The organism is Flavobacterium sp. N1736 (assembly GCF_025947065.1).
In the GTDB taxonomy this organism is placed as follows: Bacteria; Bacteroidota; Bacteroidia; order Flavobacteriales; family Flavobacteriaceae; genus Flavobacterium.
Genome location: NZ_CP109994.1, coordinates 3,854,990 through 3,872,036 on the forward strand (window position 1 = coordinate 3,854,990; position 17,047 = coordinate 3,872,036).

General features: G+C 33.5%; 16 protein-coding genes. 8 read left to right on the forward strand and 8 right to left on the reverse strand.

Features of this window, described 5'->3' with window-relative positions; all coding sequences use genetic code 11:
- Nucleotide 1 precedes the first annotated feature (1 nt).
- From sprC to OLM54_RS16310, 4 genes are all read right to left on the reverse strand, one after another.
- A complete protein-coding gene (gene sprC / locus OLM54_RS16295) occupies nucleotides 2–1,432 on the reverse strand; it encodes a gliding motility protein SprC (protein ID WP_264535631.1) in 1,431 nt (476 codons plus the stop codon).
- Nucleotides 1,429–1,842, reverse strand: a complete 414-nt coding sequence (locus OLM54_RS16300; protein ID WP_264535632.1) for a hypothetical protein — start codon at nucleotides 1,840–1,842, stop codon at nucleotides 1,429–1,431. The genes sprC and OLM54_RS16300 overlap by 4 nt, the downstream gene beginning before the upstream one ends.
- 103 nt (nucleotides 1,843–1,945) lie before the next feature.
- A complete protein-coding gene (locus tag OLM54_RS16305; RefSeq protein ID WP_264535633.1) occupies nucleotides 1,946–3,238 on the reverse strand; it encodes a hypothetical protein in 1,293 nt (430 codons plus the stop codon).
- A 181-nt stretch (nucleotides 3,239–3,419) separates the two neighbouring features.
- Nucleotides 3,420–3,872 carry a hypothetical protein gene (locus OLM54_RS16310; protein ID WP_042564935.1) on the reverse strand — a complete coding sequence of 151 codons (453 nt, stop codon included), beginning with the start codon at nucleotides 3,870–3,872 and terminating at the stop codon, nucleotides 3,420–3,422.
- A gap of 435 nt (nucleotides 3,873–4,307) precedes the next feature.
- Between OLM54_RS16310 and OLM54_RS16315 the strand changes: the two genes are divergently transcribed.
- From OLM54_RS16315 to recA, 4 genes are all read left to right on the forward strand, one after another.
- Nucleotides 4,308–5,456: an ATP-binding protein gene (locus tag OLM54_RS16315; protein ID WP_264535634.1), complete on the forward strand. Its 1,149-nt coding sequence runs from the start codon at nucleotides 4,308–4,310 to the stop codon at nucleotides 5,454–5,456.
- Nucleotides 5,457–5,463: 7 nt separating this feature from the next.
- Nucleotides 5,464–5,847, forward strand: coding sequence for a DoxX family protein (locus tag OLM54_RS16320; RefSeq protein ID WP_264535635.1), 384 nt, complete (start codon nucleotides 5,464–5,466; stop codon nucleotides 5,845–5,847).
- Between the two features lie 143 nt (nucleotides 5,848–5,990).
- Entirely contained in the window at nucleotides 5,991–6,500 is a 510-nt protein-coding gene (locus OLM54_RS16325; protein WP_264535636.1) for an acyl-CoA thioesterase, read from the forward strand.
- Nucleotides 6,501–6,673: 173 nt separating this feature from the next.
- A complete protein-coding gene (recA, locus tag OLM54_RS16330) occupies nucleotides 6,674–7,681 on the forward strand; it encodes a recombinase RecA (protein ID WP_264538575.1) in 1,008 nt (335 codons plus the stop codon).
- Between the two features lie 561 nt (nucleotides 7,682–8,242).
- Here recA and OLM54_RS16335 read toward each other — a convergent pair.
- A complete protein-coding gene (locus OLM54_RS16335; protein ID WP_264535637.1) occupies nucleotides 8,243–8,998 on the reverse strand; it encodes a lysophospholipid acyltransferase family protein in 756 nt (251 codons plus the stop codon).
- A 344-nt stretch (nucleotides 8,999–9,342) separates the two neighbouring features.
- On the opposite strand from OLM54_RS16335, the gene trpS reads away from it, so the two are divergent.
- A complete protein-coding gene (gene trpS, locus OLM54_RS16340; protein WP_264535638.1) occupies nucleotides 9,343–10,317 on the forward strand; it encodes a tryptophan--tRNA ligase in 975 nt (324 codons plus the stop codon).
- 165 nt (nucleotides 10,318–10,482) lie between these two features.
- The gene (locus tag OLM54_RS16345) at nucleotides 10,483–10,608 is read left to right on the forward strand and encodes a hypothetical protein (protein ID WP_264535639.1); all 126 of its coding nucleotides are present in this window, start codon (nucleotides 10,483–10,485) and stop codon (nucleotides 10,606–10,608) included.
- Nucleotides 10,609–10,789: 181 nt separating this feature from the next.
- On the opposite strand, the gene dprA is transcribed toward OLM54_RS16345, so the two are convergent.
- Nucleotides 10,790–11,890 carry a DNA-processing protein DprA gene (dprA, locus tag OLM54_RS16350; protein ID WP_264535640.1) on the reverse strand — a complete coding sequence of 367 codons (1,101 nt, stop codon included), beginning with the start codon at nucleotides 11,888–11,890 and terminating at the stop codon, nucleotides 10,790–10,792.
- Between the two features lie 256 nt (nucleotides 11,891–12,146).
- On the opposite strand from dprA, the gene OLM54_RS16355 reads away from it, so the two are divergent.
- Nucleotides 12,147–13,115, forward strand: a complete 969-nt coding sequence (locus tag OLM54_RS16355; RefSeq protein ID WP_264535641.1) for an SPOR domain-containing protein — start codon at nucleotides 12,147–12,149, stop codon at nucleotides 13,113–13,115.
- A gap of 127 nt (nucleotides 13,116–13,242) precedes the next feature.
- Complete coding sequence (locus tag OLM54_RS16360) at nucleotides 13,243–13,683, forward strand: hypothetical protein (RefSeq protein ID WP_264535642.1); 441 nt, start codon at nucleotides 13,243–13,245, stop codon at nucleotides 13,681–13,683.
- A 38-nt stretch (nucleotides 13,684–13,721) separates the two neighbouring features.
- On the opposite strand, the gene OLM54_RS16365 is transcribed toward OLM54_RS16360, so the two are convergent.
- Entirely contained in the window at nucleotides 13,722–14,492 is a 771-nt protein-coding gene (locus tag OLM54_RS16365) for a hypothetical protein (RefSeq protein WP_264535643.1), read from the reverse strand.
- A 188-nt stretch (nucleotides 14,493–14,680) separates the two neighbouring features.
- Entirely contained in the window at nucleotides 14,681–16,960 is a 2,280-nt protein-coding gene (locus OLM54_RS16370) for a helix-turn-helix domain-containing protein (protein ID WP_264535644.1), read from the reverse strand.
- Nucleotides 16,961–17,047: the final 87 nt, after the last annotated feature.

Genomic DNA, 17,047 nt, shown 5'->3' on the forward strand with positions numbered 1-17,047 from the left:
ATTATTTAATCACAGTTATTGATCCTTTTTTCTCACCTGTGTCGCCTTTAATGACATAGTAATAAACTGGATTTACATTTTTAAAATCAATTGAGGTCTGTGGCCAATCGCCTTGATAATCGACAACATCCAGAACCATATCACCATTCGAACTTATAATCATTACTTTGGTGTTTGCATTTTTATATTCACTAGGGATATTCCAATATGGATTTAAACCACTTAATTTAATAATATTTGGAATAACCGTTGACGGACCTGACGGACCGGTAACTTTAAAATTAAACTCTCTCGTAGCCACACATCCTGATGCCTGAGAAATTACAACTTTGTAATTACCTCTTACGGCTATCACATGATTTGCAGTTGTTACACCGTTTATGATATTACCATTTAAATACCACTCAAATGTTGGACTTGTTGCATCGGTTGTTATGCTAACACTTAAAGTTTCACCTTCTTCTATAGTATTAGTTTCAGGAACATCAATGCTCGCATTAAAACCACTGCTGTTAAGATTAATACTTCCTGATGCTACACAACCACCAAAATCTACTTCAACTTTATAAACTCCTGAATCATTTGTAGTATAACTGCGATTGGTTGCTCCGCTAATTTCAGTACCGTCTTTGAACCATTTGTAGCTATTTCCAGATGTTGCTGTTAAAACTGTTCCTGTACCATTAGAGCAAAAAGGGTTTCCTAAACTTGAACTAATAGTTACTGCAGAACCAGAACTTGACGAAACAACATTAACCCTGTTTGAACTAATATTTGGTTCTGTACAAACTCCATAATCTACCTGAGAATAATACTGTCCGGGAGCATTCACGCTAAGTGATTTACCGGTTTGACCAGAAATAAGAACATCGTCCTTAAACCATCTGTATTTAAGATTTGGGAAATTTGCCGGTGATGAAGTCTCGGTAACGACAGAAAGTGTTATGCTTCCACCTGAACAAAGTGTTGCTGTACTGTTTTTGTCATTAATGAAAAAAGAGGCTTCGAAATTTTTGTAATAAGCTCCAAAAGAAGTATTTCCTGCTGCATTTTTAAATCTTGTACTTACAGTTCCTGTAGAACTTTTAACACGTACGCCATAATTATCAGCACCAACTAAAGTTGTTGGTACCGCAAATTTAATAGTTTGTTGTGTTGGAGTATTATTAACAGGCGGCTGTAGTAAAGTTGTAGCTACAGGATTATTTGAAGGATCCAAAAGCTCAATTACAAAAGTTGTTCCTACCGGAAAATTAATATAACTGAATGTAGCATAAAACTCATTGAAAGATTCTCCGGCGCACATTTGTACAAACCCATCATCAAATGTTTGCGGCACAATTGTTTGTGCATTAACGTTTGATTCGATTGCAAGAAATGCGCCGAAGAATAATATCAATTTAGTAAAAGATAGAGTAATTTTTTGAATCATATAGTGCGTGTTCTTGCTAAATCTATATCTTCAAAAAACAAAATATCAATAAATGTCTCAGAAAAATCGTATTTGTAATTCTCAATGATGCCTTTTGCAAGAACCGAATAAGAACCAGCAATTACTGAATTTTCTTCACATTCTGAAGTTGACTGATTATCCTGATCAGCTGCCATAGTAAGGCTATCTTTGGGGGTAGATAGCCCTACTATAAACTGATTAGAATTATCTAATTTGCTGATACGTTTATCAGCTATATCATTCTTTTGATTAAGTGTACACGAAGTCATTGCGCAATCAGAATGAATAGAAAACGTAGGCTCTTCTACTTTACTCTGTGCATACAAACATAACGTTACAGGCGAAATCAAAAATATTATACGAGTAAAATATCTTTTTATCGGGGCCATTATTTTTTGATCTTTATTTGGGTCCGTTGTAGACGAAATACATAAATTGTGTCTGGGGACTTATTAATAAAATTTACGCTCTGAAATAAAAATCTAAATGTATCTATCTGTTTCCGCTAGATGCTGTAATTTTTCCTAATTGTAGTCTGAAATCTGGTTTCTTAGGGTTAAAGATATCAATGAATGTCTCTTTGTTGTCGCTTTCAGATTTAACATTAAAGAAAACAGTATTACCATACCAGCTCTCTAAATCTTCGTTGTTAGAATTGTATTCTGTAAAGATGTTTCCTTTACATAAGTTGAAATACATTTCTTCAAATTTGATTTTTTTAAGGTTAGCATCGTTAATCTCCGTTTTGCTATCTAATAAAACAGCAGGATTAAATCCAGAGATTACGCTTCTTTTCATTTCAAGAGAAGCATTTTCAGCAACATAAATCGCCTCTTTTACTAAACCTGATTGAATATCAGCACTAATGTTTTCGCTATCATTAAGCATTGTAATGTTTGTTGCAGCAACTAAAGTTTGTTTTTTAGTAAAATCTGTTTCACTTTTCTTTTCGTATGATTTTACTTCCATGCAACGAGAACCATCTTTATTACTTGATAAATAAGAAGATCTTACCGCTAATGAATTGTATAAACGACATTGAACACCTTGAGTAAATTTGTAATCGTCGTTGATTGATTTGTAAGAAACCAATTTAGTAGCATTCAAATCACCTCCATAAAAAGCAAATGAGTCACCACCAGAGTAGCTTACCATTACGTTTTCAAGAATTGTTTTGTTTCCAACACCAGCAACTGTTAATCCGTTGAAAGTGTCAGCACCTTTAACTTTTTTACCTGCAAACTCGATTCTCACAAATCTTAAAATTCCTGAGTTACCAGCTACATTGTCACCACCGTAAGTAGTAAGTGTAGGGTCAAGATCTAAGTTATAAGAACCAACATTTCCAAATTTATTAATTGGTGCATCACCAAGCATTACAATTCCACCCCAGTCACCAGCTTTTTTCTGGCTGCGGTTTGATGTAAATACAATTGGATCTGTTTCTAAACCATCTGCAACAAGTTGCGCACCCTTTGTAACTACCAATGTTCCTTTTGTTTCGAAATCACCAATAATTAAAGTTCCCGGTTCAATTGTTAAAACGGCGTTGTTAGTAACATAAACGTTTCCTTGCAAAACATAAATGTTTCTTTTTAGCAATTTAGTATTAACAGAAATGTTTCCTGCTAAAATTTGGTTTGCTTCTCCATAGTCCACTTTGTTAGGCTTAAATTCAGTCCAGTTGTTCAACCAGTTGTTGTAGCCCATAATTCCTTTTTCTTGTTGAGCACTCATACTCGTAACTGTCAAAAGAACGCAGATAATTTGAGTAATTTTTTTCATGATAAAGGGTATTAGGTTAATAATAAATTTGGGTATGCGTAATATGATAAAAACTCATCTCGATTTTTCTGAAAAGATCAGAACACATCGAGAACGAGTTGATATTTTTAAACTTTCTTTTAAATGTTCGTGTTCATTTACGTAAACATTCCAAAAAAGGTTTTAAAAAATTATTCTTTGATTACATTTCGTTCAATTCGTTGAACTCATGTAAAGATTTTAATGTGCTTTCGTAAAATAAAATAGCTGCAATCAAGTTTCCTTTATCAGAGTAAGGCATCATTTTTCTTTGAAACTCTACAGTCACATCTAAAAATGCTGACGTACCAACAGCCTGATTATCTAAAACTTTTTTGTGCTCAGAATCGTCCGGAATACCTAAGTCTGCCATCGTCACACCAGGTTTTGTAACCAATGCAATGTAAGGAAGAGTCTTAACTAAAACTTTAATTCTTTCAATATACAACTCCAAAAGTTCTCCTTTTTGCATACCACTCAATTCTTTTTGATCATGGTATTTACGAATAAGAGCCGTTGTACTAATAATACTTCTGGGAGCGTTTTTAGCTTGAGCCGATGCTGCCGCAGTTGTCAAAATAAAAAATAAGCTTAAAAAAATAATTTTCCCTTTCATAAATTCTTATTAAAATTGGTTGTTGATGAAAACAAAAATATATAAATTATGTTAAATCGCAACTTTAATGTTTTATTTTTTGAAAAACCGACCTTCATTTTACCCTAAAAAAAGGTCGTAGGTCGAGAAAATATGCGTTTTGCCGAAGATTTTGTTAATTTTGTTAAAATTTTTTCTTGTGAGAAATGGATTATATTAACAAACCCTTTACGCATAATTTTAATTAAAAAAAACATATGATTTAAACATTTTAACAAAAACTATTAACAAAAAAATCTTAATATCTATTCAAATCATCTCAGTATTGATAAAACTTTAGCAGAAATAAATCAACAATTCAGTTAAAAACCTTTTCATAAATACAAAAATGAATGCAAAGATTTAAACTTTTTACTGAAAATTTTTGACTACATCATTTTCTGCTATCTTTGCTTCATGCAATTTTCACAAATTTTAGGTCAGGATTACATCAAAAGTCACTTGATAAAAAGTGCATCTTCCGGACGAATTCCGCACGCACAATTATTTATTGGGCCAGAAGGAAGCGGCACCTTATCGACCGCTATTGCTTACGCGCAATATATTTTATGCAACAACACAGGCGACGAAAATTCAAACGGAAATGATTCCTGTAATCTAAAATTCCAAAACATTTCACATCCGGATTTGCATTTTATTTATCCAACCGTAACAACCGAAGATGTTAAAACAAAACCCAAGAGTTTAGATTTCATCCAGGACTGGCGAAATTTTATTCAGGAAATGCCATACGGCGGATTATTTGACTGGTATAAAATTCTGGGCGTTCAAAACAAACAAGGCGAAATCAGGGTCGAAGATGCGCAGGAAGTTTTAAAATCACTTTCGTTAAAAGCATACGAAGGCGGTTACAAAATTATGATCATCTGGATGGCCGATAAAATGAATATTGCGGCATCAAATAAACTTTTGAAATTATTGGAAGAACCTTCGGATAAAACCATATTTATTCTGATTTCTGAAAATGAAGAAGACATCATACAAACCATACGCTCTCGCTGTCAGGTAATTCACTTTAATGGTTTACCCGAAAAAGTAATTGCCGACGCACTCGTTTCTCAGGAAAATACAGATTCAAATCTCGCCAAAAAAATTGCACATCAGGCACAGGGAAATTTCAACAAAGCCATTTCTTTATTAAAAGAAGACGATGCTGAATATCCTTTTGAACAATGGTTTGTAAATTGGGTTCGCGCCGCTTTTAGAGCCAAAGGAAATGCCGCAGCAATTCAGGATTTGATATCATGGAGCGAAGAAATTGCAGGATTAGGCCGTGAAAGCCAGAAAAAATTCATTCAGTTTTGTATCGAAATGTTCCGTCAGGCACTTTTGCTAAATTATGAAGCGCCGGGTTTGGTTTATATCGAACCAAAAGTCGACAAATTTAAACTCGAAAATTTTGCGCCTTTTGTAAACGGAAACAACATTCACGATATTTTCAAAGAACTTTCAGATGCAATGTATCATATTGAAAGAAACGGAAATGCAAAAATAATTCTTACCGATTTATCTATAAAACTGACTCGTTTAATTCATAAAAAATAATTTTCAAATGAATAATGTTGCCTCTATTTTACTTTTGATTTTTTTGGCCTTAACATTTTTACAATCAGGCTACGAGAAAATATTTTACTGGAAAGATAATGTTTCCTGGTTAAAAGAGCATTTTGCAAAAACGCCACTCAAAAATCAAGTGCCGCTTGCCTTGCTTCATCTTTTAATTTTAGAATTAATTTCAGGAACATTATGTGTCGTTGGCGCTATACAATTACTTACAAACAGTGGTCGTGAATTTGGTTTTTACGGTGCCGTTTTTTCTTGTATTTCATTGTTAATGATGCTTTTCGGACAACGGCTTGCCAAAGATTACGATGGCGCAAGAACCATTGTTATCTATTTTATTCCGGCTGTTATGGCTGTTTATTGGCTGAATTAAATTAGCCTCAATTTTAAAAAATAGCCACAGATTTCACAGATTCTCACAGATTTTTTAATCATTTTAATCTGTGAAATCTATGGCAAAAAAATAAATTTATTCGCTTTAGCGAATAGCAAAAACAAAATTTTATTATTAAAAAAATGAATCCAAAACATCCTTCAGAATCTCTAACTATTTTAACTGATTTAGTTTTGCCAAGTGAAACAAATCCTTTAAACAATCTTTTTGGCGGCGAATTATTAGCCAGAATGGATCGTGCAGCAAGTATCGCTGCCCGCAGACATTCGCGCCGAATTGTGGTTACGGCTTCTGTAAATCACGTCGCTTTTAACAGAGCAATTTCATTAGGAAGCGTTGTTACTGTTGAAGCAAAAGTATCCAGATCTTTCAAAAGTTCGATGGAAGTTTTTATCGATGTTTGGGTTGAAGACCGCGAATCCGGAAACAGAACCAAAGCAAACGAAGCTATTTATACTTTTGTTGCTGTTGACGATACCGGAAGACCGGTTGAAGTGCCGGCAATTGCTCCTGAAACGGAACTTGAAATACAGCGTTTTGATGCTGCATTGCGTCGTAAACAGTTGAGTTTACTGCTTGCCGGAAAAATAAAACCTTCTGAAGCGACAGAATTAAAGGCTTTATTTTTATAGTAAAATTTGTGACAATTTGGAACAATTTGAGGTAATGATACTTCAAAAAAAAGAACTAATTTTACAAAATTACATGCCCATGAAAATCTAAATCAGGAAGTTATTTCATTTTCTGATTTACACTTGAAAGAGAAAATATAAAAACTTAGATGAAAGAAAAAGAAAAAGAAAAGATGAGTTCAGAGAAAGATGCCAAATTAAAAGCGCTACAACTTACGCTTGACAAACTAGATAAAACTTACGGAAAGGGAACCGTAATGAAAATGGGCGATAAAGCCATTGTAGAAGTTGAAACAATTTCTTCTGGTTCTCTTGGTGTTGATTTAGCACTTGGAGTTAATGGTTATCCAAGAGGAAGAATTATCGAAATTTACGGACCGGAATCTTCTGGTAAAACTACATTGACATTACATGCAATTGCCGAAGCTCAAAAAGCAGGCGGAATTGCAGCTTTTATAGATGCAGAGCACGCTTTTGATAGAAATTATGCCGAAAAATTAGGCGTAGATATCGAAAACCTAATTATCTCACAACCAGACAATGGTGAACAAGCTTTAGAAATTGCCGAAAACTTAATTCGTTCAGGAGCAATTGATATTGTTGTTATTGACTCGGTTGCTGCATTGACTCCAAAAAGTGAAATCGAAGGCGAAATGGGAGATTCTAAAATGGGTCTTCACGCTCGTTTGATGTCTCAGGCTTTGAGAAAACTAACCGGAACTATCAGCAAAACAAATTGTACTGTTTTCTTCATCAACCAGTTGAGAGAGAAAATTGGTGTAATGTTTGGAAATCCTGAAACTACAACGGGTGGTAATGCCTTAAAATTCTATGCTTCTGTACGTTTAGATATTCGTCGTTCATCTCAAATTAAAGACGGGGAAAATGTGATCGGAAACAGAACCAAAGTAAAAGTGGTTAAAAACAAAGTAGCACCGCCTTTTAAAACTGCCGAATTCGACATTATGTACGGTGAAGGAGTTTCTAAAACCGGTGAAATTTTAGATTTAGCTGTTGAATTTGATATCGTTAAAAAAGCAGGATCCTGGTTTAGCTACGGAGACACCAAATTAGGACAAGGACGTGACGCAGTAAAAGCATTAATTAAAGATAATCCAGAATTAGCTGATGAGTTAGAGCTTAAAATTAAAGCTCATATCAAAGAATTGGCTAACGCTTAATAAATTAAAAGTCAGTAAATTACCGACTTTATAATTCCAACCCGACAGGTTTTAAAAACCTGTCGGGTTTTTTTATTTAAAAAAAGTAAAAAAATTGACGCAACCATTTTCAAACAATTGCATCTTATAAAAAGACTTACGATTTTACCTGGTATTTACTGCCATAAATACTGTATTCGAGAGTTTATTTTTAGAATAAATTTGGTTGTTTATTGTTTAATGAAAATCCGTTAGTTTTTTGGTGCTAACGGGTTTTTATTGTTTTTAAAGAAATAGTTTACTTTTCTGCGCAACCTTTCGTGTTTCTTACAATCTAATAATTGTGACGTTAACCTGAGTTCTAATCAAACTCTTTATTATCAACCTTTAAGATTGTAACCATGAAAGAGAAACTGGAAGTGTTGTTGAATAAAAACCGCAAAAAAACCAAATTAAAAATTAAGAAAGTATTACGTTTTATTTCTGAGAAAATAATACATCGATAAATTTTGAATATAAAAGGGGTTTTAATTCAAAATAAAACCCGGCAAACTGTAAAAGCTTGCCGGGTTTATTATTTAATTACTCTTGTAGTTTTTCCTTTTTAAATTCAAGTAAGCCTTTATAAATCAATTGTCTTACCTCGTCTCTAAGCTCTTTTCTGTTTTCGCTTGCAAGTCCTTTTGTTTCAACAAATGGTAAAACTTTAATTCTCATTTTGCCCGGACTTCCGCTTAAAAATGTATACGAAAATCGTTCTTTATTATCGGCAAAAACAATTGGCACAATCGGAATTTGATGATCAATTGCAAGGCGAAAAGCACCATCTTTAAATTCATCCAATAAAATACTTTCATCGTCCGGAACGCCTCCTTCAGGAAAAATACAAATACTAAGTCCTTGATTTAATCTGTCTTGTGCTCTTTTAAAAACTTCATTTTTACTTCTTGATGAACTTCTGTCTACTAAAATGCAGGTTCTTTTATAGAAAAATCCAAACAACGGAATCTTCGAAAGTTCTTTCTTTCCAACAAAAACAAACGGATTTCGAACAATCACCAACATCAGCATAATATCTGTCATTGAAGTATGATTGGCGACAATCATATAACTTTTGCCTTTCTCCAGTTTTTGCAAACGCTCGATTTTGTAATAAAAACCCATTCCGAAAAGGATAAATCTAGCCCAAATACGAGCCATTTTAAAGAAATATGGATATCCACTCTCAGTTATTATAGAAACAAGCAAAAATGGCAGCATAATCAATATCGGAATGGCCATTAAAATGTAAAACCAAATGCGCCAAACAATCCAAAAAACAATTTTAATTCCTTTCATGGTTTCAAATGTAAGAAATCAGAAAGGAATTTTACAAAAAGAATTAATCTTGCCTGGAAATCTTTTTAAATCCAATGACAATCGTACTGTTTGTCATTTCGACGGAGTAGAAATCACACATAATTCTACAAAGATTGGCGACTCTGCTTGTGGAAATTCTAGTGTGATTTCTCCTCCGTCGAAATGACATAAAATGAGAAATGACATAAAAAGAGAAAAAAACTTTGTGTTCTCTGTGGTGAAAAAACGATAAGATGGGATAATAAAATTTGAAACTTTACAAAAACTTACACATTTTGAGTTAAAAAAACGAACTTTGCGTTTAGTAATAAGAAAAAACGAGAATGGCAAAAATACTGACTGGTGTTCAGAGTACTGGAACGCCACACTTAGGCAATTTATTGGGAGCAATTATTCCTGCAATCGAATTATCAAACAATCCGGCAAACGAATCATATTTGTTTATTGCTGATTTACATTCGATTACGCAAATAAAAGATGGTAAAACATTAAGAGAAAACACTTATAGTACTGCAGCGGCGTGGCTTGCATGTGGTCTAAATCCTGATAAAGTTACGTTTTACAGACAATCTGATGTGACGCAAACTGCTGAATTAACCTGGTATTTAAGTTGCTTTTTTCCGTTTCAGCGTTTGACTTTGGCACATTCTTTCAAAGATAAATCCGATCGTTTGGATGATGTTAATGCCGGACTTTTTACCTATCCGATGTTAATGGCAGCAGATATTTTATTGTATGATGCTGAATTTGTTCCGGTTGGAAAAGACCAATTGCAGCATTTAGAAATTACGCGCGATGTGGCTTCCCGTTTTAACCACCAAATGGGAGAAACGTTTGTAATTCCGGAAGCTAAAATTCAGGAAGACAGTATGTTGATTCCGGGAACAAACGGAGGGAAAATGAGTAAATCTGCTAATAATATTATCAATATTTTCCTTGACGATAAAACGCTTCGCAAGCAGGTTATGAGTATTGAAACAGATAGTACACCACTTGAAGAACCAAAAAATCCGGATACCTGCAATGCTTTTGCAATTTATTCTTTATTGGCAAATGAAACTCAAATTGCCGAAATGAGAGCGAATTATTTAGGCGGAAATTATGGTTATGGGCATGCAAAACAAGCTTTGTTTGAATTGATTACAGAAAAATTTAAAACCGAAAGAGAAAAATACAATTACTACATTAGCAATCTTGAAGAAGTCGATAACTTATTAAAAAAAGGTGCTTCAAAAGCTTCTGTTGTTGCTGATGGCGTTCTCCAAAAAGTTAGAGAAGTTCTTGGATTTGGAAAATAAATTCGAAGCTGAACAAAATAAAAATGCCTCCTGAATATTCAGGAGGCATTTTTATTTGTAAATGTGCGAAAACTAATAAATAATTTGTAATTTCATCATATTCAATAAGTTGCATTAAAAATCAGTTAAAGCTTCAAACAAATCCATAACTAAAACCAAATAAAAATGAACAAATTAATAGAAGATTATGACGTTCCGCCTTATTTGTTTCAAATTCTGAACGTTATTTTCGCCATTATTATAATCATTGTTTTGTACCAATTGTACAAGCATTTTAAAAGTAAAAGCTGAGTTTATCATTGGGGAAATGATTTGAAAATCAGAATTTTAAAGAAGGAACAACACCATTCGTAGAAAAACGTAAAGCTGAATTTACAGGGAAATAAGTTATACCACAAAGCTGCACAAAGATTTCACAGAAATTCACAAAGTATTAAAAACTTAGGAACCGCTATTTAAAAGAATTTACGCCTTAAATAGATTCGAATAATTTGCCGGGCAAAGGTCGAATTACGCCTTTAAGTTCCATATTTAAAAGCATTCCTGATATTTTAAAAATCGGGAAATCACATTGTAGCGCAATAGTGTCAAGTAATTCTTTTCCGTTTTTGAGTAAAAAATCATATACCTTTTGTTCGTCGGGATCAAGATCAACAAACAATGATTTCTGAATAGGTTTTACTTTTTTCTCAATATCCCAGTTAAGAATATAAACTAAATCTGCGGCACTCGACAAAACATTTGCCTTTTGTGTTTTAATCAGGTTATTGCAACCCTGACTATACTTATCTGTAACTCTGCCGGGAACAGCAAAAACATCACGGTTATAATCATTTGCCAGATTTGCTGTAATTAGCGATCCGCCTGTATCAGCAGATTCGATAACGATTGTAGCCTCGGTCATTCCGGCAACGATACGGTTTCTGCGTACAAAATTCTCTTTATCAGGATTTGAAGAGCTCCAAAATTCAGTAATAAAACCACCGTTTTGTTCCATTTTTGCGACATATTTTTTATGTGTTTTTGGATAAATCTGATTTAAGCCATGCGCCAAAACTCCAATGGTTTGCAAGTTATTTTCCATGGCAAACTGATGCGCCATAATATCAACACCATAAGCAAATCCACTGACTATTACAGGATCAAGCGGCGCGAGATCTTCTATGAGTTTTCTGCAAAATTCAGTTCCGTACGAAGTAATCTGCCTCGTTCCAACAATGCTGATAATTCTTTTATTTTTAAGATTAATGTTTCCTGCAGAAAAAATTAAAACCGGCGAATCAATGCAATGTTTAAGCCGCTCCGGATAATCTTCGTCTTTAAAAAAAGAAACATTTATATCATTTGCCTTAATAAATTCAAGCTCTAAACTGGCTTTTTCAAAAATAGATTTGTCTCTTAGATTTCTCAATAATACAGATCCTACTCCGTCAATCGCAGCAATTTGATTTGTTTTGGCTGTTAAAACATCATTGGCACTGCCAAAATGCGTCAATAACTTTTTAGCCATAATATCGCCAACGCCGTCGACTTTTAATAAAGCTAATAAATAAAATAAATCCTGTTCTAACATACTTGTATTTCGTTTTTAAGAAGTCTAAAAAATCTTAAAAACAACATCAGCCTGACTACTTTTAAGAATAACAAAGATATGAAATAGATGTAAATTCTTCCTAAAATAAAAATTTTAAAGCAAATTATAATTATTTCCAAAAAAGTAATTACTTTTAAATTACTGAAAGCGAATCTTCTACAGATCTACGGAAAGTTGTTAATAAAAATTGTGAATAAAATTTTGATAACTATATTGGATGCATAACTTTGTTACTATGAAAATCGAAACTTACATCGCGCAATTATTGTATCGTTACCAGTGTGTAACGGTTCCTGGATTTGGAGCATTTCTAACAGAAATTCACCCTGCTCAGGTTAATGAGAGCACAAATTCGTTTTTTCCACCAAAAAAAACGATCTCATTCAATAGTCTTCTAAAAAACAACGACGGACTATTGGCAAATCATATTGCTCAGGCAGAAAAAACATCTTATGGTTTTGCTGTCAGTGCAATTGCCCATGAAGTTATGAACTGGAAAAAAACGTTAGAAGAATATGGTGTTTTAAACTTAAAAAACATTGGTGATATTCGTCTAAACGCAGATCAAAACATGGTTTTCAGTCCAAACGATCAGCATAATTACCTAACTACTTCATTTGGATTAAGTCCGTTTGTTTCTCCCCTTGTAAAAAGAGAAATTTTTGAGAAAAAAGTCGCAGAACTTGAAGAAAGAGAAGTTATAGCATTACTTGAAAATGAAGAGGAAGAAGTAAAATCTTCTAAATCTTATTTGAGATATGCAGCAATATTTGTTTTAGGTCTTGGAATTACAGGAAGTATTGGATATCCGATATACCAAAACCAAATTGCCACACAAACACTTATCGTTCAAAGTGCTGTTCAGAAAAAAGTAGAAAACAAAATACAAGAAGCAACATTCTTTATTCAAAATCCGTTGCCGGCTGTTACACTTTCTGTAGATTCATATAAAACAGAAACTGTTGAAACAAAAATGCCTTATCACATTATGGCAGGTGCTTTCAGGAGTGAACAAAATGCTAAAAAAGCGTATGACCAATTAATTAAAGATGGTTATAATGCCAGAATGCTTGGCGAAAACAAACACGGATTATTCCCAGTTTTATACGGAAGCTACGCTACAATGGCTGAAGCCGAAAAAGCTCAAAAAGAAATTCAAAAAGGCGAAAATCCACAAGCCTGGATTTTAGTCGAATCTTTATAAAAATTAAAAAAATCCAGTTCTAAAGAATTGGATTTTTTTTGCCTTATTTTATCTTCTAAAAACCTTATACAATCACAGCGCCAATAATTCAACGTTTATTTTTGTTTTCAATTTAAAAATAATCGAAATGAATAGTACCATTAAATTCACATTGGCAATAATGTTAATGCTAAGTTCTCAGGCGTTTTTTGCGCAGCAAATAGTAACTAGTGACAAAGAACAGCAAATCATCAATCAAAAGGCTCAAAAAGAAGCTAAAAAAGCATCTGATGAATATCATGCGAAACTAAATGACGAACAGGATAAATTAAAAAAAGAGCAAAAACGTGTAGAGAAACATCAAAAAGATTTGAAAAATTCTGAAAAAGATCTGCAGAACAACAAAAAGAAAGTTGCAAAACTAGAAGCAGATAATCAAAAGATAAGTTCTAAATTAGGTTCACTTTCTGATGAAGATGCACAGAAACAACAAGTGAAACTGAAAAAGAATGAACTTGAAATTCAAAAACTTAAAGTAAAACAAATTGATCAGCAAAAGGCTTTAGACAAAGTACAAGCCGAGATATAAAACAAAAAAGCCTGTTTCATGTGGAACAGGCTTTTTTTTTACTTCACTATTTTTGCATTCTGAGAGAGTATTTCTTTTTGGTTTTGATAGATCGTTAATGTTGCCGGCGGCGAACTATCCTCGCCCATTACAATGATATAACATTCATAAAGATAAGCTCCTTTTTTAAAATTATATTTACCGTTTCCTCCGCTTCCATCTGCAATCCACTGTCCGTTAGTAATCACTAAATCAGGCTCTGCACTCATTGGTTTTTTAATAGACCATGAAGCATATCTGTAATTGTCATTTCCCAAATTATCATTTCCTAAATTGTCAATTCTGATTCTAAATTTAGAAGTTTCCAAAATATAAACCGGATTAATAAACTTCGCGATCGACGGATGAAGTTTGCTTTTTTCAGCAGCTACTAACTTATTTTCCAGATCTGCTTCAAATTTTGACTGATAATTAATTGCAAAAACTTTCCCATTTGTATCAATCCATAAAGTACCGTTATTCAGCATTATGCCACGCCAGCCAACGTCGCTCCAATCTTTTGCAGGATTTGATTTAATAATTTCATTCCTCAGAGTGACATCAAAAATCTGATCGTATCTTTTTATAAAATCGGTTTTGTTTTTAACCGCAGTGATTGGATATTCTCTTTTAAGCGGAAAAGTAATAAAAGTCGCAATTCCTTCTTTGTCATTACTTTTCACTTTCGCAATAAAGCTTTTAACGAACTTTTGATACTCTGGTTTTAAATCTTGCCCTATTGCCAAATGACTCGAAAAAATAATGATGATGATATATAATAGCTTTTTCATAAATTTTTAGATAACGTTATAATATTTAAACCGATAAACTCTAAGTTACAAATATTTGCTGTTTAACGTGGAACAATTAAAAGAAATAATTACTTCCAATTCCCCTATTTTACATAATGTTAGTTAGCAAAATCTAAAATCTAAAATCTAAAATCTAAAATCTAAAATCTAAAATCTAAAATCTAAAATCAGTTTATGCTGGCTTTAAACATTTTAAGCTCATCCCATGTAAATTCGTCACCGTATTTTTCTTTTAACGGATTTAAAGATTCTTCCTGGTAAAACTGAAAAGCTTCACGAAGTGCGAGAATTTTATCATAAGGAAGCACATCGGATATATCCACTTTTTTCGCCTGAATAAGTTTAACAAAATGCATTTCTACAGTTTGCACCGTGAGTTTCCTGATTCTTGCAATATCCTGAATAGAATTTTTTTCAAGCCATAAATCGTGCGTTTCTTCTATTGTCGTTTTCTTTATAGCTTTTGGTTCGTTTTTATCCAGTTTTTTGGCTGTATAACGTATCGCAGGTTCATCAAGTTTAAAAATATCTGTATTAGTCATTTTAAACTCCTCCCGAATCCTGGCAATTTTATCTGTTTTATAATTTTTAATTGCCAAAGATGTTAGTTTTTCTTTGCAGATCGTTTCTCCCGAAACCACAATTTCAATTAGTAATTTGGCTTTCATTAAGCGTAAAACAGCCTTTGTTTGCAGATCATCTAAAAAAGCTAATTCTTCGTAAAATTCTTTTACTTTTTTAAATTTCTGAATCTCAGCCATTTTCTGCAAAAGATCTGTCACCAATTTGTCCATCGGTTTGAAAAAATAATCATAAGCTGCCACTACCCTTTCCTGCACAAAAAACAAATCGACGGTTTCTTTATTGAAAATTTTATTAAGTTGATGAATGAACTTTTGTGAAGGATCTATCAGCAATTCAATAGTTTCTAAACGTTTTGCGGCCCAAACTGAATGTTTTGCTTTTTCAGAATTGACGGCATTTTCGTTATAACTAAAACGGTGATTGCGCCATTCCTGAGCTAAATCTGTCCAGTTAAAACTGTTTATCAAATAGTTATGAATAAAATTCTTCGTTTCAAAATGCAAAGAATTCTTTAAAACTTCCTCAGTTGCTTTGTTCAAAGCGTAATCCATTACATCCTGATCATTCGAAATACCATTCATTTGTATCGGAGAAAGCAAAATAAGCCCGTTTAAGGAAGTTAAACGCGATAATGCAACATATGCCTGTCCGGGCAAAAAAACTTGCGATACGTCGAGCGCAGCTTTCTCAAAAGTTAATCCCTGACTTTTGTGCACCGTAATTGCCCAAGCCAATTTAAGCGGATAATGTGCAAATGTGCCCAAAACCTCCTCTTCTATTTCTTTTGTGAGCTCATTTACTTTGTATCGAATGTTTTTCCATTCGTACTTTTCAACTTCAATGGTTTTATTCTCTTCCGGAAAATGAACAAAGATTTCTTCTGGCGAAAGCGATTTTATAACGCCCATTTTTCCGTTGAAATAGCGTTTCTCAAAAGAAATATCATTCTTAACAAACATAACCTGCGCGCCTACTTTCAACTTTAGATTTTCTTCAACCGGAAATATTTTTTCAGGAAAATCACCAACAATAAACGGTTGAAAAGCAAATTCATTACCTGCTAAATCATTTATTGCCTGTTCGTTAATCGAATCAGCTTTCGCATTATGCGTTGTAAGCGTGATATAACCGGGATTGTTTTTTAAATCAAAATCCGGCTGCACATATTCGTTTAAAATCTGAATATCCTGCGGCGTTATCTGGTTATTTCGAAGATTGTTTAAAACAGAGATAAAAGTATCATCTGTCTGGCGATAAATCTTAGATAATTCAATATAAAGCGGCGGATTTTGCTGAATTGCATGTGAATGAAAAAAGAATTTCCCTTTGTAATAATTGCGCAAAGTTCGCCATTCTTCATCGCGAATTACGGGCGGCAATTGCAACAAATCCCCAATAAAAAGCACCTGAACGCCACCAAATGAGCGCGAATTCCTGCGAACGGTCTGCATCATAAAATCGATAGCATCCAGTAGATCAGCGCGCAGCATACTTACTTCGTCAATAATCAGCAATTCCATATTGCGAATTACATTTCGCTTGACATTATTCATTTTAAAATGCCTGCGAAGCGTTTCCTTATTCTCAAATTTCACGGTTTCTGTAAATTGAGAAGCTTCATCATAAGACGGAATAAAAGCCGAAAATGGCAATTGAAACATAGAATGAATCGTAACTCCGCCTGCGTTTAAGGCTGCAATTCCTGTTGGCGCCACTACAACTGTGTTTTTATGTGTTGTAGCGATAATTTCACGCAAAAGCGTCGTTTTTCCTGTACCTGCTTTACCGGTAAGAAATATAGATTTTTGCGTTTGATTGATGAATTGTAAGGTGTAAGCAGCAGCTTCTGAAACGTTTTGCATTGGGCAATTATTGAAGAACTAAAGTATCTTATTTTTATAAAAGAAAAAACCTAAATCGTTAAGGATTTAGGTTTTTTAAAATTGTTC